We start from the raw sequence: 23,379 nt of genomic DNA, 5'->3' as shown, positions 1-23,379 counted from the left end.
TTACAGTTTGGTAATGTTCAGGCCGCAGGCAGACGGACCACGATCCGTAGGCCGGGCGCGTTGTCCTGCAATTCCAGTGTTCCGCCATGCAGTTTGACGACGGCATCTACCAGGCTGAGACCAAGTCCGCTGCCGGGTGTGCTGCGGCTGCGGTCGAGGCGGTATAGACGGCGCAATACCATTTCGCGCTCTTCAGCGGGGATACCGGGACCGTTATCCCCGACCGTCAGGCGTGATCCGTCGACGCTCAGTGCCACATCGCTGCCGGGCGGTGTGTGGCGCAGTGCGTTCTCGATCAGGTTTGCAATGATCTGCCCCAGCAACGCTCGGTCGCCCATGACGTTCGCTTTGCTGCCGATGTCGATCCGCAGGTTGTGCCCGCTTTCCTCGGCGGCGGGCTCATAGACCTCGGCCATGGTCGCGGCCAGAGCCGAGAGGTCGACCGTCGCGAAGCGCGCACGCGGGCTGCCGCCTTCAATCTGTGCGATGCTGAGCAGTGATTGGAAGGTCGAGACGATTCCGGCCACTTCAGCCTCTGCGCGGTCAAGTCCAATGGTCGAGGCGCCGTCTGGCAACTCGTCGCGAACCTCGGCCAGTTGCACTGACAGGCGCTGGATCGGCGTCTTCAGATCATGCGCGATATCCGCTGATACCTGACGTAGGGCCTCGGTGGAGGCCTGCTGCGCCTCGGCCAGCCGATCGATGCCGGTGCCGACGCGCGACAAGTCATCGGCGGGCCCGGGCATGTCAGGCAGGCGTGCCGACAGATTGCCGCCGCGAAGACGGTCCAGCGTTCCTTCGATTGCTGCAAGCCTGCGTGCCGAGCGGCGGGCGCTGATCATCCCTGCTGCCAGCACAAGAAGGACAGTAGGCAGTAAGGTAAAAGATAGAACCTGCCCGAAGACCTCGCGCAATTCATCGAACGCATCAGCCGATTGACCGACCGTCAGCACCCCGCCCGGGACGTTGCGGCTTTTGACAATATAGCGGTCGCTGAGGCGATCCCCGCCGTCGCGTGGGTCAAATTCGCGCAGGCCGCTTCCGGGCAGGACTTCGCGATAATTGCCGGTCGCACCAGTCGCGCCTTCGAAGTGTAGGATCATATCTTCGGGATCGGTCCTGGCTGAAAGTGCCTCGACGGCCGCAGTGATGCCAGCAGCATTCCCAGAGGCGGAAAGCTCGTCCAACTCGACATCCAGCGTATTATCGGCGGCGTCCAGCAGGGTCTTGTTGGCCAGCCACCAGGTCGCTGCAAAGGTCAGCAGGCTGGTCATCAGAAACAGCGCTACCAGCCTCAGCGTCAGACGCATCGGTGTCGAGCGCAGGGTATCTTGCCATTCGGCCCTCATGCTTCGATCCTGTAGCCTGCGCCACGCACGGTCTTGATCAATTCGGTCTCGAATGGCTTGTCGACCTTGCCGCGCAGGCGCGAGATATGGCTTTCGACCACATTCGTTTGCGGATCGAAGCTAAGTTCCCACACGGCTTCCAGCAGCATGGTGCGGGTCTGGACGCGGCCCTTTCGGCGCAGCAGGCATTCCAGCAACGAAAATTCTCGCGGCAGCAGGTCGATCTCAATCCCGCCTCGCGTGACCTTGCGCCTGATCAGGTCCATCTGAAGGTCGCCTGCGGACAGTGTGGATTCGTCGTCACGCATCTGCGGGCGGCGGGCCAGCGCTGCGAGTCGCGCGGACAGTTCACCAAAGGCAAAAGGCTTTACCAGATAATCGTCCCCACCCGCGTTCAGGCCTTCGATCCGATCATCGACGCCGCCAAGCGCCGTCAGAAACAGGGCGGGTGTCAGGTTCTTCGCGGCGCGCAGGGTGCGGACCAGCGACAAACCGTCCAGATCGGGCAGCATCCGGTCGACGACCAGCACATCGAAATCACTGGTCTGAGCGGTCAGCAACCCCTCGCGGCCATTGCGGGACAGATCGACGACATGGCCCTCTTGGCGCAATCCGTTGGCGATGTAATCGCCGGTCGTTCGGTCATCCTCGATCACCAGAATGCGCATCTGCCCCTCATTTCGTTACTAGGCCGGCCCCGGAAAGGGGCCGGCAAATTGCGCGTTATCGGGTCGGATCAGTCGGCGACTTCGCCATTTTCGGCACCTTCGCCGCTTTCGTCGCCCTCGTCATCCTGACCATTGTCGTCGGCAACCTGAGTCATGGTCCCGTCAGCCGCCATGGCGAATTCTTGCGTGGTGCCATCGGCATTGGCAAGTTCCACCTCGATCGTTCCGGCTTGGCCGTTTTCATGCTCGGCGCTGATCGACATCACCTTGCCCGAACCATTCTGTTCGGCTTTGGCGATCAGTTCGGCCAGCGGCGCGCCCAGTTGCGCCGGGTCCACGATGTCATCGTCGTCGGCATTGGCGACGTCGCCTTCATCCTCGGTCTTGATCACCTGACCGGAGCTGGCGTCGATCTCCACCGAAACCTGCTTGCCGTTCGCGATGGTATCGACCTCGAAATAGCCCGTGCCATTTTTCTCGTCGAACTCGGCGGCGACGGCCGTGCCACCGCTGGCGGTCTCGGCAGCAGCGATCGCGGCGGTGATATTCTGCGATGCGCCCAGGAAGGCCTGAACCTCTGCCTGATCATTGCCATTGTTGCTGGCAAAGGCAGCACCACCAGCCAGAGCCGCGGCGGAAACCGCACCAGCGGTCAGAAGGGTAACCAGTTTGCGTTTCATTGTCGTCATTCCTTTCGGTTCGTCGTTGGGCGTGATTGCCTTTCGATGACCTCAATCTGGGGGTGCCGGATGACCGAAAAATCGCTGCGGGATTACTTGTGCGTAATGTTTCGTCTTTCGCGAGGGCCGGAAAAGAGCCGCCCCGCCGAACGGATCGGCGGGGCGGGATCATGGATCAATTTATCTGTGGGCACGCGTCAATCGACCGGCAGATGTTTGCGCAGAAGCCGCCATTCATGCCAGACCAGCACCATGACGATCAGGTCAAAGACGGTCAGGACGATCAGCCCGAAGGACTGTGTATAGGTGTAACGGTAAAGCTGGTAGGCGATGAAGGCCGCCATCGCCGCCAGCGAGGCGGGGTAAGCGATCAGCCTTTCTCGCAGCAACCCGATCACGAGAACAATTTTGATCAGCCCATGGCTGAGCAGGTAGAAGGCATAGAATGACTGCGTTGATCCGGTCAGCCCCTGTGCCGCCGCCAGAAGATGCGTGGCGACAAGATCGCGGGGATCCTCGACCAGTTCAGCCCGCGTCAATACGTTCACCCAATTCAGTACTGTCTGAGAGCTGATGAAGTAAAAGGCCAGCCCTCCCGCGATCTCGATCAAAGCGTGCAACCCTTTCAGGATGACGCTGATGCGAAAGATCTCATGGATACCATGTTCGGTGATCTGCATGATGAAATTGCCCCCGCTCGTCCGGCCCGGCCCCAACGGGTTGCCTTTGCCAGTCGAGCGGGGGCTTATCAAGTGCGCCGTCGAGCAGCGGTTCAGCTCGCCGTCGCCAGTTCACTATCGACGATGTCCGTGTCGTTGGCCTTCGCCTCGCTGAATGGTTCAGCTCTCCGGGAGCCAACAGCCAGCCTTGCGCCAGCAGCCACAACCAGTCCGATCACCAGCGCGGCAACCGCCACGACGGTTCCCAATCCGATTGCCGCAGCCCCGGCGGCTACCAGCAGGATCTTCGCAAGGCCCGATTTCAGTCGTTTCATTTCAAGCACTCCTTTCTTGGCTGATCAGACAGATGGGGGCGGCGAATGGCAGCGTGCTGGCCTGAAGATTACAGATTCGTAATCGATCGGACGATTGCCCTCGATTACGAATTTGTAACCTTTTGCTCATCCCGGTGTCAGAAATGAGGGCGATGCATGACGACGACGAAGCTCGACTTCGCCGTCTTTCAAGGATTGCTCTCATGTCCAATGCAGACCCCTCAGTCGCGCCCGCCTTGCGCGACACCTTCAACAAGGTTCCAGAGGTCACGGCTTTCTTCTGGGTCATCAAAATCATGGCGACAACGGTGGGTGAGACCGGCGCCGACTTCCTGATCTTCAACATGAAGCTGGGTCTTCCGGTGACATCCCTGCTGATGTCGCTTGTGCTTGCCGCGATCCTTGTCGCCCAGTTTCGCACCGACCGATATCAGCCTTGGGTGTATTGGCCAACCGTGACTATGATATCGGTCGTGGGCACACTGATCACCGACAGCCTTGTCGATACCTATGGCGTTCCGCTGGAATTGACGACCGCAGTTTTCGCGGTCCTTCTGATTGCTACCTTTGCCATCTGGTATGCCCGAGAAAGCACGCTGTCGATTCACTCGATCGACACGCCTGCCCGCGAAGGCTTCTATTGGCTGGCGATCCTGTTCACCTTCGCCCTCGGCACAGCGGCGGGCGACTTGATGGCGGAACGGATTGGCCTTGGCTACCTGCCTTCGACCCTGCTCTTTGCTATCGGCATCGGTGCGATCTACGCCTTGTGGCGCGCGGGACGCCTGGGTGCAGTCACCGCCTTCTGGATCGCTTATATTCTGACCCGGCCGCTTGGTGCGTCCTTTGGTGACTTCCTTTCGCAGCCTGTCGCGAACGGTGGGCTTGGTCTCGGGACAACGATCACCAGCTTGGTGTTCCTGACCGTGATCCTTGGGCTGGTCGGATATCTGGGTTTTAGCAAGGTCGACCTCGAAAAATCCCGTCGCGCATGAACCCAAATGCCCCGGCAGCCCATGCCGGGGCACCCCTTCATGGAAGCTCATCTTGAGCCTCCACAGCCTTTCCAAGCGGCTGACGCTATCCTTGCTTTTGAGGTTCCTTGGCACTTCGGCACCTGATTGACCAAATTTCGCTTACCTCAACGCCACCTCAACCCTTGGCAGCAGTTTTCGCGCAGGTTGTGCCGTCTGACGCCGCCCGATGCGGTCGAACGCCGGAACGGAAATCGCAAGAAATCAAACCGTTATCTCCTAAGGCGCTGAAATCTGTTGAACGGCTTGCAATAAGGACCCCGCTTCTGGGGTGATCGGCGTCCAAAATGGACCCCACCGACCGGGGGTTGGGTCCATTGTGCCTTCGATGATTATCGGAGGCCGAGCACGGGATGCTGATCGTGGAGACAATCGCAAAAATCAGGCGGCTACATTTCACCGAGGGCAAGGGGATCAAGACGATCTGCCGTGACCTGAAGCTGTCGAAGAAGGTGGTGCGGAAGGTGATCCGCACCGGGATTACCGAGTTCACCTATACCCGGACGGTGCAGCCGCGCCCGAAGCTGGGTGCCTGGCTGGGGGAACTCAACCGGCTGCTGGAGGTCAACGCCGCGCGGTCCAGCCGGGAACGTCAGTCTCTGATACAGATCTACGAAGAACTGAGCGGTCTCGGTTATGAAGGTGGGTATGACGCGGTGCGCCGCTACGCCTCGAACTGGGCACGCACTCAGAGTTCAGGCGCTTCTGCCGCCTTCGTGCCCCTGAGCTTTGCGCCCGGTGAAGCCTATCAGTTCGACTGGAGCCACGAGGTTGTGGTGATCGATGGGGCGACCACCACCATCAAAGTGGCCCATGTTCGCCTGTGCCACAGCCGGATGTTCTTTGTGCGGGCCTATCCGCGCGAGACGCAGGAGATGGTGTTCGATGCCCACGACAGGGCTTTCGCCTTCTTCAAGGGCACCTGCACCCGCGGGATCTACGACAACATGAAGACGGCGGTGGAGACCATCTTCACCGGCAAGGAACGCCTCTACAATCGTCGGTTCCTGCAGATGGCCAGCCATTATCTGGTCGAACCCGTTGCCTGCACCCCTGCTGCGGGTTGGGAGAAAGGCCAGGTGGAGAGCCAGGTCGGCACTGTCCGTCAGCGGTTTTTCGCGCCCCGCGTCAGGGTCAAGAGCTACGAGGAACTGAATGCCTGGCTGCTGGACAAGTGCATCGCCTCGGCCAGAACCAGCAAGCATCCGGAGCTGACGGACAAAACCGTCTGGCAGGTCTTCCAGGAAGAGCGCCCGCACCTTGTCCCCTATGCCGGGCGCTTCGACGGATTCCATTCACTGCCTGCGGCGGTGTCAAAGACCTGTCTCGTGCGCTTCGACAACAACAAATACTCCGTCGCGGCAACGGCTGTCGGGCGGCAGGTCGAGATCAGGGCCTATGCTGAGCGGATCGAGATCCGGCAGGAGGGCCGACTGGTCGGAGACCACCCGCGTCACTTCGGCCGGGACCGAACGGTTTACAATCCCTGGCATTATGTGCCTGTTCTGCTTCGCAAACCCGGGGCGCTGCGTAACGGCGCACCGTTCAAGGACTGGGTTCTTCCCGGAGCTCTTGAACAGATCCGCCGCAAGCTGCAGGGCTCCTCAGATGGCGACCGCCAGATGGTGAAGGTCCTCGGCGCTGTGCTGACGGAAGGGATGCCTGTGGTTCAAAAGGCATGTGCCGAAGCTCTCTCGCAAGGCGTCCATTCTGCCGATGTAATCCTCAATATTCTATCCCGCAGGCGAGATCCGGAACCACCACCGCTTCTGCTGACCTCTCCGGCCTTGCAGTTGACCCATGAGCCTGTGGCGGACTGCGCCCGTTATGATCTGCTGCGGAGGGCCTGCTGATGGATCGTGCTGACATCATGGCTGCAATGGGCGAGTTGAAGCTCTACGGGATGCGCGCCGCTTATGACGAACTCATGGCGGTGGCTGTGCGCCGCCAGCACGAACCCCGCCAGATCGTTGGAGATCTTCTGGCCGCCGAGATCAACGAGAAGAAAGCGCGGTCGGTCAAATACCAGATCACCACCGCCAAGCTGCCCTATGCCCGGGAGATCGAGGAGTTCACCTTCGATGACACCCCAATCAACGAGACCCTGGTGCGAGATCTGGCCAGCGGGGAGTTCCTCAGCCAACAGCGCAATGTCGTGCTGGTTGGCGGCACCGGGACCGGCAAGACCCATATCTCTGTGGCCATAGCGCGCGCGGTCATCCGCAATGGTGCCCGGGGCAGGTTCTTCAATGTCGTCGATCTGGTGAACAGGCTGGAGGCCGAGGCCCGTGCCGGACGGGCAGGCCGGCTTGCAGAACATCTGATGCGGCTCGACTTCGTCATCCTCGATGAACTCGGATACCTGCCATTCGCGCAGTCCGGCGGCCAGCTGCTGTTCCATCTGATCAGCAAGCTCTATGAGCAGACTTCCGTCATCGTCACCACCAACCTCGCATTCGGGGAGTGGCCGACCGTCTTCGGAGACGCAAAGATGACCACCGCGCTGCTCGACCGGCTCACCCACCACTGCGACATCGTCGAGACCGGCAACGACAGCTGGCGCATCAAAACCCGAGCCTGAACACCCTCCAAAACGCAGGCCCGCGTCGGCTGCGCCAGCTGGAAAGCTACGCCGCCACGGGCCTGCTCACCCGCGCGCCAAAGGGGTCACTTTTGGACGCCGATCAGGGGGCCCGTTTGAATGCCGATTGACACTGAAATCATTCGATTTCCAATTTTCCCTTCTGATCGGCTCATAACCTGAAGGCCGCAGGTTCAAATCCTGCCCCCGCAACCAACGATTTTTGCGAAACCTCCGCTGACCCCGTCGCGGAGGTTTTTGCATTTGTGCCCCCATTCAGCAGCGATCGTCTGTTGCGTCCTCCCGCAACCAACGATCCCTGCGATAGCAGGTTGTCCAAAGCCTCGGCCTCCGCAAGGAAGTCGGGGTTTTTCTTGCCCGCCGTAAACCGCAGGATCGCACCGAGGTCGCCGCGCAGGACGATGGCTAGCTCGCCATTGTCGGGAACCAGCGTCACCTGATCGACCAGCGACCGAAAGGTCTCGGCAGCGCGACTACGACCGTCTTCATCTTGCAGATGTTCGTAGAGTTGGCCGATCCGCTGCGCATAGAGTGCCGCCATGTTCGGGTGCAGAAGGGGAGGCGGCTCGTCCGCGTTGGCCAGTTTCTCCGTCAGTTCAGCTTTGCGGGCTTCCAGCTTCTCGGACTTGTCCTTCAGCTTCGATAGCGGGAAGCCTTGCACGATCGCGTCGACGATCTTATCCAACTCCTTGTCGACACGCTCCAGTTCCCGTTTCCAACCCTCCAGATCGGCGCCGCGCTCGATGCGCAGCCGATTCACCTCCCTGGTGAACTCGGTACAGAACTCCTTGAACAGCGCGGGATCCATCAGATGCTTGCGTAGCCCGTTGAGGATCGAGGCTTCCAGCGCGTCGCGCCGGATGTTGAGCCGGTTGTCGCAGGTGCCCTTGTTGCGCGCCGTCGCGCAGCCGAGCAGATCCTTCGAGATCATCGTATAGCCGCCACCGCAGCAGCCGCATTTGACGAGGCCAGCGAAGAGATGTTTTGGGCGCCGCCGGTCGTTCAGGGGATTCGGGCTGGTCTCGACCACATCGTAGGCGAGGCGGCTCTGCCGTGCCTTGACCGCATCCCAGATGTCCTGGTCGATGAGCCGCAGGTCAGGCACCTCATGGACGACCCATTCGCTTTCCGGGTTCAGGCGGGATACGCGCCGGCCAGTGTCGGGATCCTTGATATAGCGTAGCCGGTTCCACACAAGCTTTCCGATGTAAAGCTCGTTGTTCAGGATGCCGGTGCCGCGCTTCGGGTTGCCGTGGATCGTCGATGGCCCCCATTCACTGCCCTGCGGCCCTGCCACGCCTTCGTGGTTCAGCGACATGGCGATCGTGCGCGAGGACTTTCCGTCAAGATAATCGGCGAAGATGCGTCGCACGATCCCGGCCTCGGTCTCGTTGATGGTCCGATCGCCCCGGATGGCTTCCCCACGATCATCGAACTTCTTCACCACGTCATAACCGTAGCAGAGACCGCCGCCGGATTTGCCATCCTCGACGCGGCCGCGCAGCCCACGACGGGTCTTGTCGGCTAGATCCTTCAGGAACAGCGCGTTCATCGTGCCCTTCAACCCGACATGCAGATGGGTGATCTCGCCCTCGGACAGGGTGAACATCTTCACATCGGCATAGGTCATGCGCTTGAAGATGCCGGCGATATCCTCCTGGTCGCGCGATAGCCGGTCCATGGCCTCGGCCATGATCATGTCGAAACGGCCGCGCAGGGAATCGGAGATCAGGGCCTGGACGCCCGGTCGCAGGATCATGCTGGCGCCGGAGATGGCGTGATCGGTGTATTCCTCGACGACGGTCCAGCCTTCCTTTTCGGCGCGCAGGCGACACATACGCAGCTGATCGGCGATCGAGGCGTCGCGCTGGTTGTCGGAGGAGTAGCGGGCGTAGAGCGCGACCTTCATGCGGACACCTCAGTCGGGGAGGCGGTCGCCCGCCAAACGGGCCGTCTCCTGTTGAATGAGGTCGCGCGCTGCCTGCCGGGCGAGTTGCCGGACGAGATCGGCGAGGCGGGGGTCGGGTTTGCGGGTGCCGGCAACGCGCGCAATGGCTTCATCCGTGGTCTCGGTGACCAGCCGAAGCTTCGATGCGGTGGTTTGTCGTTGCCGTGCCATTCCCGTGCCGATCCCTGAAGAGCCTGCACAAAGACTACGCAGCATTTACAATGCGTTACAGAGAAGCGCCCGGCGGCGTTTGGCGGGGAATGGAGGGCGGGGTCGGGCATTGGCGCAGTCCTGAGCAGCATGGCGTCGCAAAAATACTGGCGCGACGATGTGCGAATTTGCGGCTCGCCAAGAGATTTGAACATCTGCTCGCACAGCGCGACGTTCCAGCCATGTCCTGAGGTCAGTCTAACGCGGAGACGCCGCGCATGGCAATGCGAGAAAATTGGTCGCGCCGATGGTGGCCGCTGGTCCTGACGGTGCCCCGTCAGCCCACTCCGTTCCTCACAGGTCCGGCAGGCCGAGGCTGAGTTGCCGGGCAGCGTCATCGCCCTTGTCCGCTGCCAGCGAGGAGAGCGTCACGCCGAGAAGTCGCACACCCTTTGCGACCGGGAACAGCGGTTCCAGTAGCGCGTTCGCAATTGCCGAGAGTTCCCCGGCTCCGCGCACGCCGCGCTCGACCGTTCGGCTGCGCGTGATCTGCTGGAAGTCGGCGTATTTGACCTTGAGCGTAACGGTGCGTCCGGTCAGCGCCTTGGCTTCGCAGCTTCGCCAGACCTTGGACGCCAGTGTGTCGATCTCTCGCCTTGCGGGCTCCACGTCGAAAATATCCTCGGAGAAGGTGTCCTCCGCGCCGACCGACTTTCGCTCGCGATGCGGTTCCACCGGGCGATGGTCGATCCCGCGCGAAATGTGGTAGTACCAGCCGCCCGACTTCCCGAAATGCGCGCGCAGGAACTCGGGTGACTTGTCGCGCAGATCGGCACCCGTCAGAATGCCCAGCCGTTCCATCTTTTCCGCCGTCGCCGGGCCGACGCCGTGAAACTTTTTCACCGGCAGCTCGGCCACAAATTGCGGCCCCCGCGACGGGGTGATGACCGCCTGCCCATTGGGCTTGTTCAGATCGCTCGCCAACTTGGCGAGGAACTTGCAGTAGCTGATCCCGGCCGAGGCATTGAGGCCGGTGACCTCCGTGATCCGGCGACGGATGATCTCCGCCACCTCCGTCGCGATGGGGATGCCCTGCTTGTTCTCGGTCACGTCGAGATAGGCTTCGTCGAGCGATAGCGGCTCGATCAGATCGGTATGTTCGGCAAAGACCTCCCGGATCCGCGCCGACACCGCCCGATAGACCTCGAAGCGCGGCTTCACGAAGATCAATTCGGGACAGCGGCGCTTCGCCGTGACCGAGGGCATGGCTGAGCGGATGCCGTAGATCCTTGCCTCATAGCTGGCGGCGGCGACCACGCCGCGCGCGGCAGAGCCGCCAACCGCGACGGGTTTGCCGCGCAACTCGGGATTGTCGCGCTGCTCCACAGACGCATAGAACGCATCCATATCGACATGGATGATCTTGCGGACCTTCCCACCCGGCTCGCCTGTCTCCCCGATCTGATCCTCCGGCCAGGACATGAGGCATCAACCTGCCGGAGCTGCCGGCTTTTCGACGACTTCCAGCCGGCCGGCGGGCAGTGGTCGTTGCAGGGTTTTGGCATCGCGCCAGTCGGCCGTCAGCCAGACCTCTACCTCGTCGGATCTGGTCAGGATCACCGGCATGGCCTTGGGGTGGATCGGCTTCACCACGTCGTTGGCATCGGTCGTGAGGAAGGCAAAGAGTTCATGGTCGCCTGGCCTGGGCGTGCGGTTCGATCCGCGCGTCCCTTCCCATCGCGTCCAGATCCCGGCGAAGAAGAACAGGGGCTGCGTCTGGTCGAGCGCGAACCAGTAGAGCGGCTTGCGTTTCGTCACCGGGTCAGGCGTCTGGCCATATTCGGAGAACGCCGTTGCCGGGACCACGCAACGGTGCTCTACCCCCAGCCACTGTTGCCAGTGGCGTATCCAGGTCTTGCGGACATTGGTGACGCCGATGTCGGGTGCGTCGGGCGATTTCAGATGCTCGACGGGCGTGGGCATGCCCCAGGTCAGCGCGGCCAGCTCCAGTCCGCCATCGGTGTTGCGCACCACCGGCGCGGGCCGGTCGGGATAGGCGTCGAGGATCGGCTCCAGATTGCCGATACTGTCATGGGTGAGCGCCACGAAATCCCGGATCGCCTGCTGGTTGGTGGTCAGATTGTAGAGATTGCACAAACCCGCTTCTCCGATTTTGCGGCCATCATACGCCAGAAGTTCCGGCAAGGCTCCCGATCACATCTTTCGGGACTCAGATTGACTCTCACTCCGCATAGGAACAAATAAAGAACATAACGACAGGATTTGCCCTTGAGAAGCCCCGGAGCCTGCCTGCCAGATGCACGAGCGCGCCATCAGTCCAGCCATTGCGGCCCTTCGTGCGCGAATCGCGCAGCTTGAAGGTGACGGCGCTCGCGCGCGGGAAGTGCTGCCCTTCGGGGTTCCGTCTCTGGACCGCAAACTGCCCGGCGGTGGATTGGCTCTTGGCTGTCTGCATGAGGTCGCGGGCGGTGCCAATGGCGCGGTGGACGGCGCGGCGGCGGCCTGTTTCGTGGCCGGGATCGCCGCGCGGACCCACGGCAAGGTGCTCTGGTGCGTCGCGCAGCAGGATCTGTTCGCGCCGGGCCTGGAACAGGCCGGCCTGTCGCCCGATCGCGTCATCCATGTCGAGGCCGGCGATGACAAGTCGACTCTCGCCTGCATGGAGGAAGGCTTGCGGCACGGTGGGCTGGGCGCAGTGGTCGCCGACATCGCCCGGCTGCCGATGACCGCCTCGCGGCGGTTGCATCTTGCCGCCAAGGAAAGCGGCACCATCGGCATTGCCCTGCGCCGCTGGCGGCGCCAGGCCGAGGCCAGCGATTTCGGCCAGCCGACGGCGGCGATGACCCGCTGGCGGATCTCCGCTCTGCCGTCCCGGCCCTTGCCCGTGCCCGGCGTCGGTCGCGCGCGCTGGCTGATCGAACTGATCCGGTCGCGGGCGGGCGAATCCCTCGATATCGAACTGGAGGCGTGCGATGGCTCGGGTCATCTCGGTCTTCCTGCCGACATGGCCGACAGACCGGCTGCGGCGGAAGGCCGGCGACACAGCGCCTCCGGTTGAGGCGCCGCTCGTCATTGCAGGACGTGATCGTAACCGCCGTATCGTGACGGCGGCCGACGCGACTGCACAGGCGCTCGGCCTGCGGGTCGGCATGCCCGTCACCAAGGCGCAGGCGCTGGTGCCCGGACTGGTGATTGAACCCGCCGACCCAAAAGCCGATGCCGAAAGCTTAGAGCGGCTCGCGCTATGGGTGTTGCAACGGATCGCGCCGATTGTGGCGGTCGATCCGCCGGACGGGATCGTGATCGACTCGACCGGGGCAGACCATCTGCATGGTGGCGAGGCGGCGATGCTCGATGCGCTGATAGGGCGTCTCACCTTGTCGGGTGTGTCTGCACGGGCCGCCATTGCCGACACCTGGGGCGCGGCCCATGCGCTGGCGCGCTATGGGGCTGATCCGGTGCTGATCGCCATGCCGGGGGCCAGCATCGACATGCTCGCGCCGCTGCCGCTGGAGGCCCTGCGGCTGTCGCCGGCAATCCCGGCTGGCTTGCGCGATCTGGGCTTCGCCCGGATCGGCGATCTGATTGGCCAGCCCCGCGCGCCCCTGACGCTGCGCTTCGGACCAGAACTATGCCGTCGGCTGGATCAGGCCCTGGGCACCAGCGCCGAACCCGTTGATCCGCTGCGCCCCGAGGACATGATCGAGGCCCGGCGCAGCTTTGCCGAACCCATCGCCGCCAGTGAGACCATCGCGCGCTACATCGGCAAACTGGTCGCAACGCTCTGCGATGCGCTGGAAGCCCGCGGCCTCGGCGCGCGCCGTCTCGACCTGCTCTGCCACCGGATCGACAGCCGCGTCGAGACCGTTCGCATCGGTCTGGCCCGGCCGGTGCGCGACCCTGGCCGCCTGACCCGGCTGCTCTGCGACAAGATCGAGACCATCGACCCCGGCCTCGGCATCGAGGTCATGACGCTGGCGGCCACGCTGGCGGAGCCGTTGACCGAACGCCAGGCCGTGAGCCACCTGATCGAGGCGCCCGAGCCGGACCTGTCCGGCCTGATTGACACGCTCGCCAACCGGGTCGGCGCCCGCGCGATCTATCGCTTCGCGCCGGTGGCGAGCGACGTTCCCGAGCGATCCGTCCGCCGCATTCCGGCCCTGGCGGAAGAGACCGGCGCGGGCTGGCCCGATCACTGGCCGCGCCCCTCGCGCCTGTTGCCCCGTCCCGAGCCGATCGAGACCATGGCGCTGCTCCCGGACCACCCGCCGAACTGGATCTCATGGCGCGGCGTGCGGCGGCGGGTGCGCCGTGCCGATGGCCCCGAGCGGGTCTTCGGCGAATGGTGGAAGCGCGATGCCGAGCTGATCGCGGTGCGGGATTATTTCCGCATCGAGGATGATGCCGGCGAGCGTTTCTGGATCTTTCGCGCCGGTGACGGCGAGGATCTCGCCACCGGATCGCACCGCTGGTTCCTGCACGGGGTCTTCGGATGAATGCGCCCCGATATGCCGAACTGCAGGTCACAACGCAATTTTCCTTTCTGCGCGGGGCCTCCTCGGCCGAGGAACTGTTCGCCACCGCCGCGACGATGGGGATCGAGGCGCTGGCGGTGGTGGATCGCAATTCGCTGGCGGGCATCGTTCGCGCCCATGAGGCGGCGAAGGCAACCGGCGTCCGGCTGATCGTCGGCTGTCGCCTCGATCTCGCCTGCGGCATGTCGGTGCTGGTCTATCCGACCGACCGCGCCGCCTATGCCCGGCTCTGCCGGTTGCTGACGCTTGGCAAGGGGCGAGCCGGCAAGGGCAAGTGCCATCTCGAATGGGCCGATCTCGCTGCTTACAGCGAAGGGATGATCGCGGTGCTGGTGCCGGATGATGCCGACGACGAGTGCGGGTTCCGTTTGCGCCGTTTGCGGGATGCCTTCGGTGATCGCGCCTATCTGGCCCTGACCCTGCGCCGCAGGCCCAACGACCAGATGCGACTCTGGGAGCTTTCGCAACTGGCGCAGCGGTTCGGCGTGCCGACCGTCGTGACCAATGACGTGCTGTTCCACGAGCCCGGCCGCCGCATGCTGCAGGATGTGGTGACGGCCATCCGCCACAACACCACCATCGACAATCTCGGCTTTCGCCGGGAACGTCATGCCGACCGCTATCTCAAGCCCCCGGCCGAGATGCACCGGCTCTTCGCCCGCTGGCCCGCGGCGCTGGCCCGCACTCTCGACATCATGGCACGCTGCACCTTCGATCTGGGTCAGCTTGCCTATCAATATCCCGAGGAACGCGACGATCCCGCACTGACCCCTCAGGAGACGCTGGTGCGCATGACCTGGCAGGGCGCGGCAAGCCGCTATCCCGAGGGCGTGCCGGACGAGGTGACGGCGGCGCTGTGCCACGAGCTGACCCTGATCGGCAAGCTCGATTACGCACCCTATTTCCTGACCGTGAACAGTATCGTCCGCTTTGCCCGCTCGCGCGGCATCCTCTGTCAGGGGCGCGGATCGGCGGCGAACAGCGCCGTCTGCTATGTTCTCGGCATCACCGCCATCGACCCCGGCCGCAACGATCTGCTGTTCGAGCGATTCGTGTCAGAGGAACGCCGCGAGCCGCCGGATATCGACGTCGATTTCGAGCACGAACGCCGTGAGGAGGTCATCCAGTGGGTCTATGAGAACTATGGCCGTGACCGGGCCGCGCTGACCGCCACCGTGACCCGCTACCGCTCCAAGGGGGCGTTGCGCGATGTCGGCAAGGCCATGGGGCTGCCCGAGGATCTGATCCAGACCCTCTCCGGCCAGCTCTGGGGCTGGTCCGAGACCGGCGTCAACGATCAGCAGCTTCGTGAGTTGAACCTCAACCCCGAGGATCGGCGTTTGCGGCTGACCCTTGATCTGGCCGCCCAGCTTCGCGGGGCGCCGCGGCATTTGTCGCAACATCCCGGCGGTTTCGTCCTCACCCATGACCGGCTCGATGATCTGGTGCCGATCGAGCCCGCCGCCATGGCGGATCGCCAGATCATCGAATGGGACAAGGACGATATCGACGCCCTGCGCTTCATGAAGGTGGATGTGCTGGCGCTTGGCATGCTGACCTGCATGCGCAAGGGGCTGGATCTGATCGCGGAACACAAGGGGATCGCCCTCGATCTGGCGACGATCCCGGCGGAAGACCCGCGCACCTATGCGATGATCCGCAAGGCCGACACACTCGGCACCTTCCAGATCGAGAGCCGGGCGCAGATGTCGATGCTGCCCCGTCTGAAGCCGCGCACCTATTACGATCTGGTGGTGCAGGTTGCCATCGTCCGCCCCGGCCCGATCCAGGGGGACATGGTCCACCCCTATCTGCGTCGCCGCGAAGGGCTGGAACAGGTCGAATATCCCCGTCCCGAGCTGGAAAGGGTGCTGGGCAAGACCCTTGGCGTGCCGCTGTTTCAGGAACAGGCGATGCGCGTCGCCATCGAATGCGCGGGCTTCACCCCCGGCGAGGCGGACCTTTTGCGCAAAAGCATGGCGACCTTCAAGCACACCGGCGGCGTCTCGAAATTCCGCGACAAAATGATCTCCGGCATGATCGCCAAGGGCTATGAGGTGGAGTTTGCCGAACGCACCTTCCGGCAGCTGGAGGGCTTCGGCTCCTACGGTTTTCCCGAAAGCCACGCGGCAAGCTTCGCGCTGATCGCCTATGCCTCGGCCTGGCTGAAATGCTGGCATCCCGATGCCTTCTGCGCCGCGCTGCTGAACAGCCAGCCGATGGGCTTCTATGCCCCGGCCCAGATCGTGCGCGATGCGCGCGACCATGGCGTCGAGTTGCGCCCGATCTGCGCCAATGCCTCGCGCTGGGATTGCACGCTGGAGCCGACCGGCAACGAGGCGCGCTTTGCGGTTCGGCTTGGCCTGCGCATGGTCAAGGGGCTTGCCAATGCCCATGCGGCGGCGATTGTCGCCGCCCGTGCTGATCAGCCATTTGCCTCGGTCGAGGATCTCTGGCGGCGGGCCGGGGTTCCGGTCGCCGCATTGGTCCACATTGCCGAGGCCGACGGTTTCGGCCCGCCCTTCGGCCTTGCGCGCCGCGAAGCGCTTTGGGCGATCAAGGGGCTGCGCGACGAGGAACTGCCGCTGTTTGCGGCAGCCTCGGCACGCGAGGGCCAGACGGTTTCAGAGATATCGGAGCCGTCCATCGCCCTGCGGCCGATGGCGGCTGGCCGCGAGGTGGTCGCGGATTACAGCCATACCGGCCTTTCTCTGCGTCGCCATCCGATCTCCTTCCTGCGCGAGGATCTGCGCAAGCGCCGCATGGTTTCCTGCGCCGAGGCGATGGAATCACGCGACTGCCGCTGGCTGGCGGCTGCTGGCATTGTATTGGTTCGCCAGCGCCCCGGCTCGGCTAAAGGCGTGATGTTCATCACCCTGGAAGACGAGACCGGGATCGCCAATCTGGTTGTCTGGCAGAAGGTGTTCGAACGGCATCGGCGGATCATCCTGTCCTCCAGCATGATTTCGGTAAAGGGTCGCGTCCAGCGCGAGGGCGCGGTGGTGCATCTGGTCGCCCATCGAATTGTGGACCTCTCGCGTGAACTGGTCAGCGTCGGGCAGCGCGATGTCGCGGCCCTCCTGCCGCATGGCAGAGGAGACGAACTCCACCAGGATTCGCTGGCGCCCGTTCTACGCGGTCAGCCGCCGAAGGGGCCGCGGACGTGCGGCATGGCTGTGCCTGACCTGCACATCAACCCCATCAGGGTAAAGACGCGGGATTTTCGGTAATGGTCGGAACCTTCACAACACCCGGAAACCTCGCAATGACCGCAGCTGCAGCAAATGAAATCGGCACTTAGCCGCCGGTCAAGCCTCGGTAGTTCCGCACCGCAGCATTCCCTGAGGTCGCCATTCAACGTGAGGCGCAGCACTTCGACGCCGCACGCCCGGCGAAATGGATCTGCGGACGTCTGCCTGAGCATCTGTTGCGGATGGCGCGAGGCATCCCGCCGACGAGCACGCTGTACCCCTGCGACTGCGGTGAGACGACGAAGACCGCCGAGGATATCTCGGAACGGCTGAACATCGTGCCAGCCCATTTCTGCGTGCAAGGGTCGCCGCAGGTGAAGATTACCACTACCGACCGCGTGGCCGTAGCCTCGTTACCGCTCGTACATCCTGTGCTACCGCAGTGCTCGCCTGGAGCCACTGCCGCATCTCCTGGAAAACCGGCTGGCTGCCGTCCGGGTCCTCCAAGGTCAAGAGTATTGCAAAGGGCACTCCTTCCGCGGGGAATTGCGCTTCAGCACGAACGAGGCTTGTGACCTCCAGTCGCCATTGCGACGAACTTCCGTTCTCGACGAATGTGCTCTCGTACTGCTTGGCCGGCCACCATTTGAGGCCGTGATCTATGAGCGCCCTCTCGGGTATCGCGAGATTGGTTGACTTGGGCAAGTAGCGGGCCGCAATCTGGTTTGTGAAGCGGACACGGCCGTCGGAAGCGGGCTCCGGCTGACGCTGCTTCAGCGATGCCTCAAGATTGACGCGTACGAACTCGGCACCAAAGGCCGGATCAAGCGGTGGTGCGTAAACGAGTGTGATTTTGGCAAGCCCTGAGCAGCGTCCGCCTGTAACGAGGCTTTGTGGCCAGATGAACGGGAACCGGAGTATGACCGGCTTCTTCTCGCCAATGCTAAGGCGGCTTTGAAAAAGCAGCGTGATCTGGTGGTCGTCCGTTTCCAGCATCGTGGTGACGGCTTGTGGTCTACCGAAACCCGCGAATTGCCGGCCGATGTCCCTGAGACCACGCTTCGTCAGTGGCCTAGGCATCGCTGTGTGATGCAGCAACATGGCCCGCAGCGCTTCGACAGACAGGCCGCCCTCGGTCGCGGTGTCGAGCCCTGCCAAAGTACGCGCAACCAGCGGCGCGGCGAAACTGGTGCCGACGACGCTCTGCCTGCTGCCCGAAGGAGACAATGACGAAAGCCCTGTCGGCTTTCCGGGGCCGCTCCCTCCTGTTCCGCCATAGCACGCGACATCGGGCTTGACGCCAACTTGGAGACCAGGCCCGCGCGTCGTGTAAACGGTCGGCGCGTCGGGGATCTGATCGGTATTCGGAGGATTGAGCGCGCCGACGGAGATCGACCTGACGCTCTCGGCGGGCTTGAAGATCGTGTCGGGCGAGGTTCGCGACGCGAAATAGTTGATGACGTCGACCGGACGCTTCTGCCAAGCGGAACGCGCCTGTGCGGGTGGCAGGTTTCCGGCGGAATTCACGAAAACCACGCCATAGGTATCTGCGATCTGGTCGAGGCGGGAAGCGTAGATACTATACCGGTGCCGCTCGACCGGCGCGACCGCGTTGATGGAGAGATTAAACACTCTGACGCCATGTTCGCTCTTCGCCTCTGCGACGGCCTGCTCTATCTCTTCGAGAAAGTCGGAGAAACCTCGACGATAACGAGCCATGAACGGACCGTTAGGGTAGAGGGGTATGTCGTAGAGATGGCAGCCATTCGCCTCGGGCGCGACGTCAACACTATTGAGGGCTTGCCCGATGGCCAGGAGACCGGCGACGTTCGTGCCGTGGACAGCATCATATTCTCCTGACGATAAATAATCGAACCGTCCCGCAACCCAGCCCTCAAGAACCGGCGCCACACCGGAGTCGATGACACCCACGATCGGGTAAGTCGACTGGCCCTGCGGAGTGGGAATGGCAACGGGTTCTGCCGCTGCAGTGGCATCAGAACTTGAACGGTCGTCTGTCAGCTCGAGCAGAACAGGTGGCAAGATCGCACGCACCAGAGGATGCTTCTGGAGTGCATTCAGGGTCGCCTCATGTCGTTCCGGATTTCGGTCCATTAAGAAGAGGCTGATTTCCTGGCCTGAGTCGCTTCCAGCCACACCTGCTCGATTGTCGATCAGGGCGTCGACAGGCTGTGTGGTCAGCTGAACTTCGAGGACGGGGGTTCGTCCGACCTCAAAGGCGAGATAACTGCGCGCGCCTAGGCCGAGAGACAACAACAGACGCTCAAGCGAGCGCCGTAATGCGATCCGTCCAAGCGGGTCATCGGCGATCACCCGTTTGGCCGGCGTCTCGAAAAGTTCGACCTGATAGCCGGAGACCGCTCGAGGATCCTCGAGTGCCGCAAGAGCTGCTGCGGTAGAAAATGCGCGTTTCTGCTCGGGAGGTGCGACTTCGATGGTTTCGATGGCGCCAACTTCGGCTCGAGCGATGGTCGGCGCCTTGTATGGCTTGTTGTCAGCCCTCCGATACTTTGTCTCGACGGAGGCTTCAGCCTGCACGATGCGCTGTCGCAGAGCATTCAGGTAGATCAACGGAGCTCGAAAATAGAGCGTTCCGACCGCGTCTGCCCCCACACATGGGAATTGGTCGGGCTTGAACAGCCACCATACAGGTCGATAGGATTTTGCCAGCGCCTCGTTGCGCATCTGGACTTTGAGATACGCTGCGGGACCGTAAGGGCTCGTCTGAATCTCGTCGATGATCCGGTCGATTGCGGCCAGCAGCGAGGCCTTGTGGGTGACGAATGCCTTGTCGGCACCTTCGAAAAAATCTTTGTTCCGCGGCGGCTGTCCCGGATCGGGCGCCTGATGAAAATCGTGATCGTTTAGGATGATCTGAACCGGATTATTGGGCATGCGACGCCTCCAGCAGTGGCAGATGGCGCTTCGCCTTCTTGAGATCGCTCACCCGCGACTGACCGTACCCCGTCGCCTCACCTATCTCGGTTTGCTTGAGCGAAAGCGTACTATCATTCGCGATCAGGCTGACAAACGCTTCTTGATCGACGGCGAGGATGCGGGCCGCCACATGGTCGTGCTGCGGCGCACGGGCTAGTACAGAACTCAAGGCATGGAACAATCCTGGCCCGTCATGAGATTCGCCGCTGAGCGCCAGCGTCCGTTTCACGGCCGTGCACACCCTTTCGATATCGGCCCCCGTGCGCCCCGCGAGACAGTATGAAAATACCCTGAGGGTAGAAACAGGCGCTTCGAGCGGTTGGAGGAAACGCGCAATCAGGCTCTCGCGGGCGGACTCGTCCGGCTCGACGAGCTGAAGATGCGTTTCGAAGCGCCGCCAAACGGCTGGGTCGAGGAGCCTGTCGTGGTTCGTAATAGCGATCGTGATTCCGAAGTTGCGCCGCTGATCGAGATTCTGCAGCAAAGTGTTGACCACGCGCTTGATCTCGCCGATCTCCTGCGGATCGTCCCGGAGCTTTGCGAGCGCGTCGAACTCGTCCAGCAGCAGAACGCAGGCGTATCGGTTAGCGAAGTCGAACAGATTTGCAATATTGCGCGCGGTCGTGCCCAGAAAGGATGATATCAGGCCGTCGATGCGTGCCACGACCAAAGGCAATCCCAACCGGGCAGCGATATAGTCGGCGGTAATGGTCTTACCCGAACCAGGCGGTCCGTAAATCAACAAAGAGCGCGTGGGCGACACGCCCACCTCTTGCAGCGCGGCCTCACTGGTCCATTCCTGCAGCAGCCCCTCGACCGTTTCTGACACTACCGCCCCATAAACGGGCGCCCGGCGGTTCCGTCCCGGAAAATCAATTGTGCACAACCGGGCTCCGGTCTCTCGATCGATCGGCGGATTGACTCCCTGTTCGAGGGTTTCCCCGGTGATCTGGCCGCGCGACATCTCCACGCGGCTCGGAGCTAGTTCCTGTGTGTCGCGCGCGGCCGCGCGCAAGCGCTCCAACGTAGCGGCTTCCTTCGTCGCTCCGGCCTTCTCGAGGCGTTCACGAAGGCGCAGCACCTGCTTGACCACAGCCTCCCGGTCCCCGGCTAAACTGGCCCGAACGATACTTTGGACAACCGCGAAGTGTTCCATATCGACAAATCCACCATAAAGATCGCTTCTGACGGATTGGTATCGTCATTTTCGCGATCCTGCAAGCTATCATTCACAAAATTATCGGCAACTTCCCGATGGGAATCGGTCTTGCCCCCATCCGAATCGGCTTCTGCGGCCCGAGTATCCAAGGCATGTATCGACATTCCACTTCGCCGAAGAACGCACACATGACGGCCGCAAATTTCGCATCTTGACCATCATCGACGAGGCCAGCAGAGAATGTCTGGCGCTCATCGTGGCCCACCAACTCAAGCGCGAGGATGTTCTGGTGGCGCTCTCCCGCAACAATGCCGCAGATCGGTTGGCTGCCACTTGCATGAGTGACCGGCATCCTGGTTTTGCCGCAACCGCCATGCCGCGGTGCCGTCAGACGGATTCCGCCCGTTCAATCGCTCAAGGCTCTGTTCGGCCGGTCACACTATGCAGGCGCAGCGAATGTCCACAAGGTTCAGCATCGCTGACCTTCTCAGGTGGCGGGGGGAAAGCTTTCCCCCTGGTCGGCACTGCGTTGCCGACGCACCCCCTTCAGCGGGGAGACCCCGCAACGCCCCCTGAGAGTTCGAGTGCGGGCGGGTTTTCCGTGACGGGTTGAGGGCTGGAGGAGTGGCCTCCGGCGCCCGTCGCGGAGATCATCCCGATGGCCAGACAGGATCACGCTGCCGATGGCGCGCGCAGCAATCTTTACGACGACATCACCGGCAAGATCATCGCCGAGCTGGAGCAAGGGCGGTTGCCTTGGGTTCAGCCCTGGGGGACAGCGGCGGCAAAGGCGTCGCTTGCCATGCCGAAGAACGCCGCGACCTCGCGGCAATATTCCGGGATCAATGTGCTGATCCTCTGGGGCGCCGTGGTCCAGCACGGCTATCCGACCCAGCATTGGCTCACCTATCGCCAGGCGGCAGCCCTCGGCGGCAATGTCATGAAGGGCGAACGCGGCACCACCGTGGTCTATGCCGACCGCTTCACCCCGGAAGACGAAAAGCGGCGAGCCCGCGAGACCGGTGAGGAACCGGGACGCATTCCGTTCTTGAAGCGCTTCACCGTTTTCAACACCGCGCAATGCGAGGGCCTGCCAGAAGATATTGCCGTGGAGGCGCCACCACCGCCGCCCGGTATGATCGAGCCGAAGGTCGAGGCACTGATCCGCGCGACCGGGATCGATTTCCGCATCGGCGGAGATCGCGCCTTCTATGTGCCGGCACTCGATTATGTGCAGGTGCCGCCGCCGGCCGCCTATTTCGAGCCGATTAACTGGCACCGGACGGCGCTGCACGAGATGGGGCACGCCACCGGCCATGCCTCGCGCCTGGGGCGGGATTTCTCGGGCAGTTTCGGCACGAAGAAATACGCCTTCGAGGAGCTGGTCGCCGAGACGAACGCGGCATTCTGCTGCGCCTCGCTTGGTATCGTGCCGACCGTGCGCCATGCCGACTATATCGGCTCCTGGCTGGAGGTGCTGCGCGAGGACAACCGCGCCATCGTCCGCGCAGCTTCTCAGGCCAGCAAGGCGGCCGACTGGCTGCTGTCGCATCTGCCCGACGAAGATGCCGGGGAGCCGGTTCCGGCTGCAATCGAAGGGAGGGTCGCGGCATGATCCTTTTGACCGGAACACAGCGCGACCGGCTTCTGGCCAGTGGTCGCCAACGTGATGTGGATCACATCCCCGTCGTGAAATTCTTCAACCCCTTCGGCGCGGGCGTCTGGCTCGCCACTGAGCTGGATCAGGGCGGCGACATCATGTTCGGCCTGGCCGATATCGGCTACCCCGAACTTGGCTCGTGGAGCCTGGAAGAGCTGCGCAGGGTCCGATTGCCCTTCGGCATGGGGATCGAGCGGGATCTGCTCTTCACCGGGGATTTCCCGATCTCGGTCTGGGCGGAGGCTGCGCGGGAAGCCGGCAGCATCCGTGCGGCGGAGCGAGCCCTCTACCGCGCCGGTGCGGCATTCACCTGCACATCCGCAGATACGGAAAGCCAGGATTCCTGATTTCCGGCTGTCGGCTTTGTGGCCTGGCGTCGCGCTCTTCAGAGGAAGAGGGCGGCGCTTCGCTTCGTGACGGGTTGGAGGTC

Annotated in this window: 19 protein-coding genes and 1 pseudogene; 9 read left to right on the top strand and 11 right to left on the bottom strand. The window is 62.8% G+C overall.

The window, feature by feature from the left end; translation table 11 throughout:
- Positions 1 to 17 precede the first annotated feature (17 nt).
- The 5 genes from JCM7685_RS00295 to JCM7685_RS00275 all read right to left on the bottom strand — a co-directional run bounded on the left by JCM7685_RS00295 (position 18) and on the right by JCM7685_RS00275 (position 3,691).
- The gene (locus JCM7685_RS00295; protein ID WP_074970428.1) at positions 18 to 1,349 is read right to left on the bottom strand and encodes a sensor histidine kinase; all 1,332 of its coding nucleotides are present in this window, start codon (positions 1,347 to 1,349) and stop codon (positions 18 to 20) included.
- The gene (locus JCM7685_RS00290) at positions 1,346 to 2,017 is read right to left on the bottom strand and encodes a winged helix-turn-helix domain-containing protein (RefSeq protein ID WP_074970440.1); all 672 of its coding nucleotides are present in this window, start codon (positions 2,015 to 2,017) and stop codon (positions 1,346 to 1,348) included. The genes JCM7685_RS00295 and JCM7685_RS00290 overlap by 4 nt, the downstream gene beginning before the upstream one ends.
- Positions 2,018 to 2,085: 68 nt before the next feature.
- Positions 2,086 to 2,697: a PepSY domain-containing protein gene (locus tag JCM7685_RS00285; RefSeq protein WP_074970442.1), complete on the bottom strand. Its 612-nt coding sequence runs from the start codon at positions 2,695 to 2,697 to the stop codon at positions 2,086 to 2,088.
- Between the two features lie 197 nt (positions 2,698 to 2,894).
- Positions 2,895 to 3,377 carry a DUF2127 domain-containing protein gene (locus JCM7685_RS00280; RefSeq protein WP_074970454.1) on the bottom strand — a complete coding sequence of 161 codons (483 nt, stop codon included), beginning with the start codon at positions 3,375 to 3,377 and terminating at the stop codon, positions 2,895 to 2,897.
- Between the two features lie 92 nt (positions 3,378 to 3,469).
- Positions 3,470 to 3,691, bottom strand: a complete 222-nt coding sequence (locus JCM7685_RS00275) for a hypothetical protein (RefSeq protein WP_074970444.1) — start codon at positions 3,689 to 3,691, stop codon at positions 3,470 to 3,472.
- A 203-nt stretch (positions 3,692 to 3,894) separates the two neighbouring features.
- Between JCM7685_RS00275 and JCM7685_RS00270 the strand changes: the two genes are divergently transcribed.
- The 3 genes from JCM7685_RS00270 to istB all read left to right on the top strand — a co-directional run bounded on the left by JCM7685_RS00270 (position 3,895) and on the right by istB (position 7,306).
- Entirely contained in the window at positions 3,895 to 4,686 is a 792-nt protein-coding gene (locus JCM7685_RS00270) for a COG4705 family protein (RefSeq protein ID WP_074970445.1), read from the top strand.
- Between the two features lie 392 nt (positions 4,687 to 5,078).
- A complete protein-coding gene (gene istA, locus JCM7685_RS00265; RefSeq protein WP_090271472.1) occupies positions 5,079 to 6,578 on the top strand; it encodes an IS21 family transposase in 1,500 nt (499 codons plus the stop codon).
- The gene (gene istB, locus JCM7685_RS00260) at positions 6,578 to 7,306 is read left to right on the top strand and encodes an IS21-like element helper ATPase IstB (RefSeq protein ID WP_028030902.1); all 729 of its coding nucleotides are present in this window, start codon (positions 6,578 to 6,580) and stop codon (positions 7,304 to 7,306) included. Before istA ends, istB begins: the two co-directional genes overlap by 1 nt.
- Positions 7,307 to 7,478: 172 nt before the next feature.
- Here the strand turns inward: istB and JCM7685_RS00255 are convergent, their stop codons facing one another.
- The 4 genes from JCM7685_RS00255 to JCM7685_RS00240 all read right to left on the bottom strand — a co-directional run bounded on the left by JCM7685_RS00255 (position 7,479) and on the right by JCM7685_RS00240 (position 11,630).
- A complete protein-coding gene (locus JCM7685_RS00255; RefSeq protein ID WP_074970603.1) occupies positions 7,479 to 9,236 on the bottom strand; it encodes a recombinase family protein in 1,758 nt (585 codons plus the stop codon).
- A 9-nt stretch (positions 9,237 to 9,245) separates the two neighbouring features.
- Complete coding sequence (locus JCM7685_RS00250) at positions 9,246 to 9,446, bottom strand: hypothetical protein (RefSeq protein ID WP_074970601.1); 201 nt, start codon at positions 9,444 to 9,446, stop codon at positions 9,246 to 9,248.
- Positions 9,447 to 9,779: 333 nt separating this feature from the next.
- Positions 9,780 to 10,907 (bottom strand): DNA polymerase IV, encoded by a 1,128-nt coding sequence (gene dinB, locus JCM7685_RS00245; protein WP_074970599.1) that lies wholly within the window; start codon positions 10,905 to 10,907, stop codon positions 9,780 to 9,782.
- Positions 10,908 to 10,913: 6 nt separating this feature from the next.
- On the bottom strand, positions 10,914 to 11,630 hold the full coding sequence (locus JCM7685_RS00240) for an SOS response-associated peptidase (protein WP_231964663.1): 717 nt from the start codon (positions 11,628 to 11,630) through the stop codon (positions 10,914 to 10,916).
- A gap of 112 nt (positions 11,631 to 11,742) precedes the next feature.
- Here JCM7685_RS00240 and JCM7685_RS00235 point away from each other — a divergent pair, with 112 nt between their 5' ends.
- The 3 genes from JCM7685_RS00235 to JCM7685_RS00225 are packed head-to-tail and all read left to right on the top strand — an operon-like array spanning position 11,743 to position 17,211.
- Entirely contained in the window at positions 11,743 to 12,504 is a 762-nt protein-coding gene (locus tag JCM7685_RS00235) for an ImuA family protein (RefSeq protein ID WP_074970597.1), read from the top strand.
- Positions 12,419 to 13,942 (top strand): Y-family DNA polymerase, encoded by a 1,524-nt coding sequence (locus tag JCM7685_RS00230; RefSeq protein WP_074970595.1) that lies wholly within the window; start codon positions 12,419 to 12,421, stop codon positions 13,940 to 13,942. The genes JCM7685_RS00235 and JCM7685_RS00230 overlap by 86 nt, the downstream gene beginning before the upstream one ends.
- Complete coding sequence (locus tag JCM7685_RS00225; protein ID WP_074970593.1) at positions 13,939 to 17,211, top strand: error-prone DNA polymerase; 3,273 nt, start codon at positions 13,939 to 13,941, stop codon at positions 17,209 to 17,211. Before JCM7685_RS00230 ends, JCM7685_RS00225 begins: the two co-directional genes overlap by 4 nt.
- Positions 17,212 to 17,559: 348 nt before the next feature.
- On the opposite strand, the gene JCM7685_RS00220 is transcribed toward JCM7685_RS00225, so the two are convergent.
- A complete protein-coding gene (locus JCM7685_RS00220) occupies positions 17,560 to 20,088 on the bottom strand; it encodes a S8 family peptidase (RefSeq protein ID WP_074970591.1) in 2,529 nt (842 codons plus the stop codon).
- Positions 20,078 to 21,286 (bottom strand): AAA family ATPase, encoded by a 1,209-nt coding sequence (locus JCM7685_RS00215; RefSeq protein ID WP_074970589.1) that lies wholly within the window; start codon positions 21,284 to 21,286, stop codon positions 20,078 to 20,080. Before JCM7685_RS00215 ends, JCM7685_RS00220 begins: the two co-directional genes overlap by 11 nt.
- 133 nt (positions 21,287 to 21,419) lie before the next feature.
- On the opposite strand from JCM7685_RS00215, the pseudogene JCM7685_RS00210 reads away from it, so the two are divergent.
- The 3 genes and pseudogenes from JCM7685_RS00210 to JCM7685_RS00200 all read left to right on the top strand — a co-directional run.
- Positions 21,420 to 21,671: pseudogene (locus tag JCM7685_RS00210) on the top strand (IS3 family transposase); the annotation flags it as partial.
- Positions 21,672 to 21,947: 276 nt separating this feature from the next.
- Complete coding sequence (locus JCM7685_RS00205; RefSeq protein WP_074970585.1) at positions 21,948 to 22,904, top strand: ArdC family protein; 957 nt, start codon at positions 21,948 to 21,950, stop codon at positions 22,902 to 22,904.
- Positions 22,901 to 23,296 (top strand): DUF2958 domain-containing protein, encoded by a 396-nt coding sequence (locus JCM7685_RS00200; protein WP_074970583.1) that lies wholly within the window; start codon positions 22,901 to 22,903, stop codon positions 23,294 to 23,296. Before JCM7685_RS00205 ends, JCM7685_RS00200 begins: the two co-directional genes overlap by 4 nt.
- Positions 23,297 to 23,379 lie beyond the last annotated feature (83 nt).

The sequence above is a fragment of the Paracoccus aminovorans genome (assembly GCF_900005615.1).
GTDB lineage: Bacteria > Pseudomonadota > Alphaproteobacteria > Rhodobacterales > Rhodobacteraceae > Paracoccus > Paracoccus aminovorans.
This window is presented reverse-complemented; position numbering and strand designations above follow the sequence as displayed.

What these genes read in the sequence shown, in the direction of transcription:
- JCM7685_RS00295 (WP_074970428.1), bottom strand. Translation starts at nt 1,349, where the DNA reads ATGAGGGCCGAATGGCAAGATACCCTGCGCTCGACACCGATGCGTCTG.
- JCM7685_RS00290 (WP_074970440.1), bottom strand. Translation starts at nt 2,017, where the DNA reads ATGCGCATTCTGGTGATCGAGGATGACCGAACGACCGGCGATTACATC.
- JCM7685_RS00285 (WP_074970442.1), bottom strand. Translation starts at nt 2,697, where the DNA reads ATGAAACGCAAACTGGTTACCCTTCTGACCGCTGGTGCGGTTTCCGCC.
- JCM7685_RS00280 (WP_074970454.1), bottom strand. Translation starts at nt 3,377, where the DNA reads ATGCAGATCACCGAACATGGTATCCATGAGATCTTTCGCATCAGCGTC.
- JCM7685_RS00275 (WP_074970444.1), bottom strand. Translation starts at nt 3,691, where the DNA reads ATGAAACGACTGAAATCGGGCCTTGCGAAGATCCTGCTGGTAGCCGCC.
- JCM7685_RS00270 (WP_074970445.1), top strand. Translation starts at nt 3,895, where the DNA reads ATGTCCAATGCAGACCCCTCAGTCGCGCCCGCCTTGCGCGACACCTTC.
- istA (WP_090271472.1), top strand. Translation starts at nt 5,079, where the DNA reads ATGCTGATCGTGGAGACAATCGCAAAAATCAGGCGGCTACATTTCACC.
- istB (WP_028030902.1), top strand. Translation starts at nt 6,578, where the DNA reads ATGGATCGTGCTGACATCATGGCTGCAATGGGCGAGTTGAAGCTCTAC.
- JCM7685_RS00255 (WP_074970603.1), bottom strand. Translation starts at nt 9,236, where the DNA reads ATGAAGGTCGCGCTCTACGCCCGCTACTCCTCCGACAACCAGCGCGAC.
- JCM7685_RS00250 (WP_074970601.1), bottom strand. Translation starts at nt 9,446, where the DNA reads ATGGCACGGCAACGACAAACCACCGCATCGAAGCTTCGGCTGGTCACC.
- dinB (WP_074970599.1), bottom strand. Translation starts at nt 10,907, where the DNA reads ATGTCCTGGCCGGAGGATCAGATCGGGGAGACAGGCGAGCCGGGTGGG.
- JCM7685_RS00235 (WP_074970597.1), top strand. Translation starts at nt 11,743, where the DNA reads ATGCACGAGCGCGCCATCAGTCCAGCCATTGCGGCCCTTCGTGCGCGA.
- JCM7685_RS00230 (WP_074970595.1), top strand. Translation starts at nt 12,419, where the DNA reads ATGGCTCGGGTCATCTCGGTCTTCCTGCCGACATGGCCGACAGACCGG.
- JCM7685_RS00225 (WP_074970593.1), top strand. Translation starts at nt 13,939, where the DNA reads ATGAATGCGCCCCGATATGCCGAACTGCAGGTCACAACGCAATTTTCC.
- JCM7685_RS00220 (WP_074970591.1), bottom strand. Translation starts at nt 20,088, where the DNA reads ATGCCCAATAATCCGGTTCAGATCATCCTAAACGATCACGATTTTCAT.
- JCM7685_RS00215 (WP_074970589.1), bottom strand. Translation starts at nt 21,286, where the DNA reads ATGGAACACTTCGCGGTTGTCCAAAGTATCGTTCGGGCCAGTTTAGCC.
- JCM7685_RS00205 (WP_074970585.1), top strand. Translation starts at nt 21,948, where the DNA reads ATGGCCAGACAGGATCACGCTGCCGATGGCGCGCGCAGCAATCTTTAC.
- JCM7685_RS00200 (WP_074970583.1), top strand. Translation starts at nt 22,901, where the DNA reads ATGATCCTTTTGACCGGAACACAGCGCGACCGGCTTCTGGCCAGTGGT.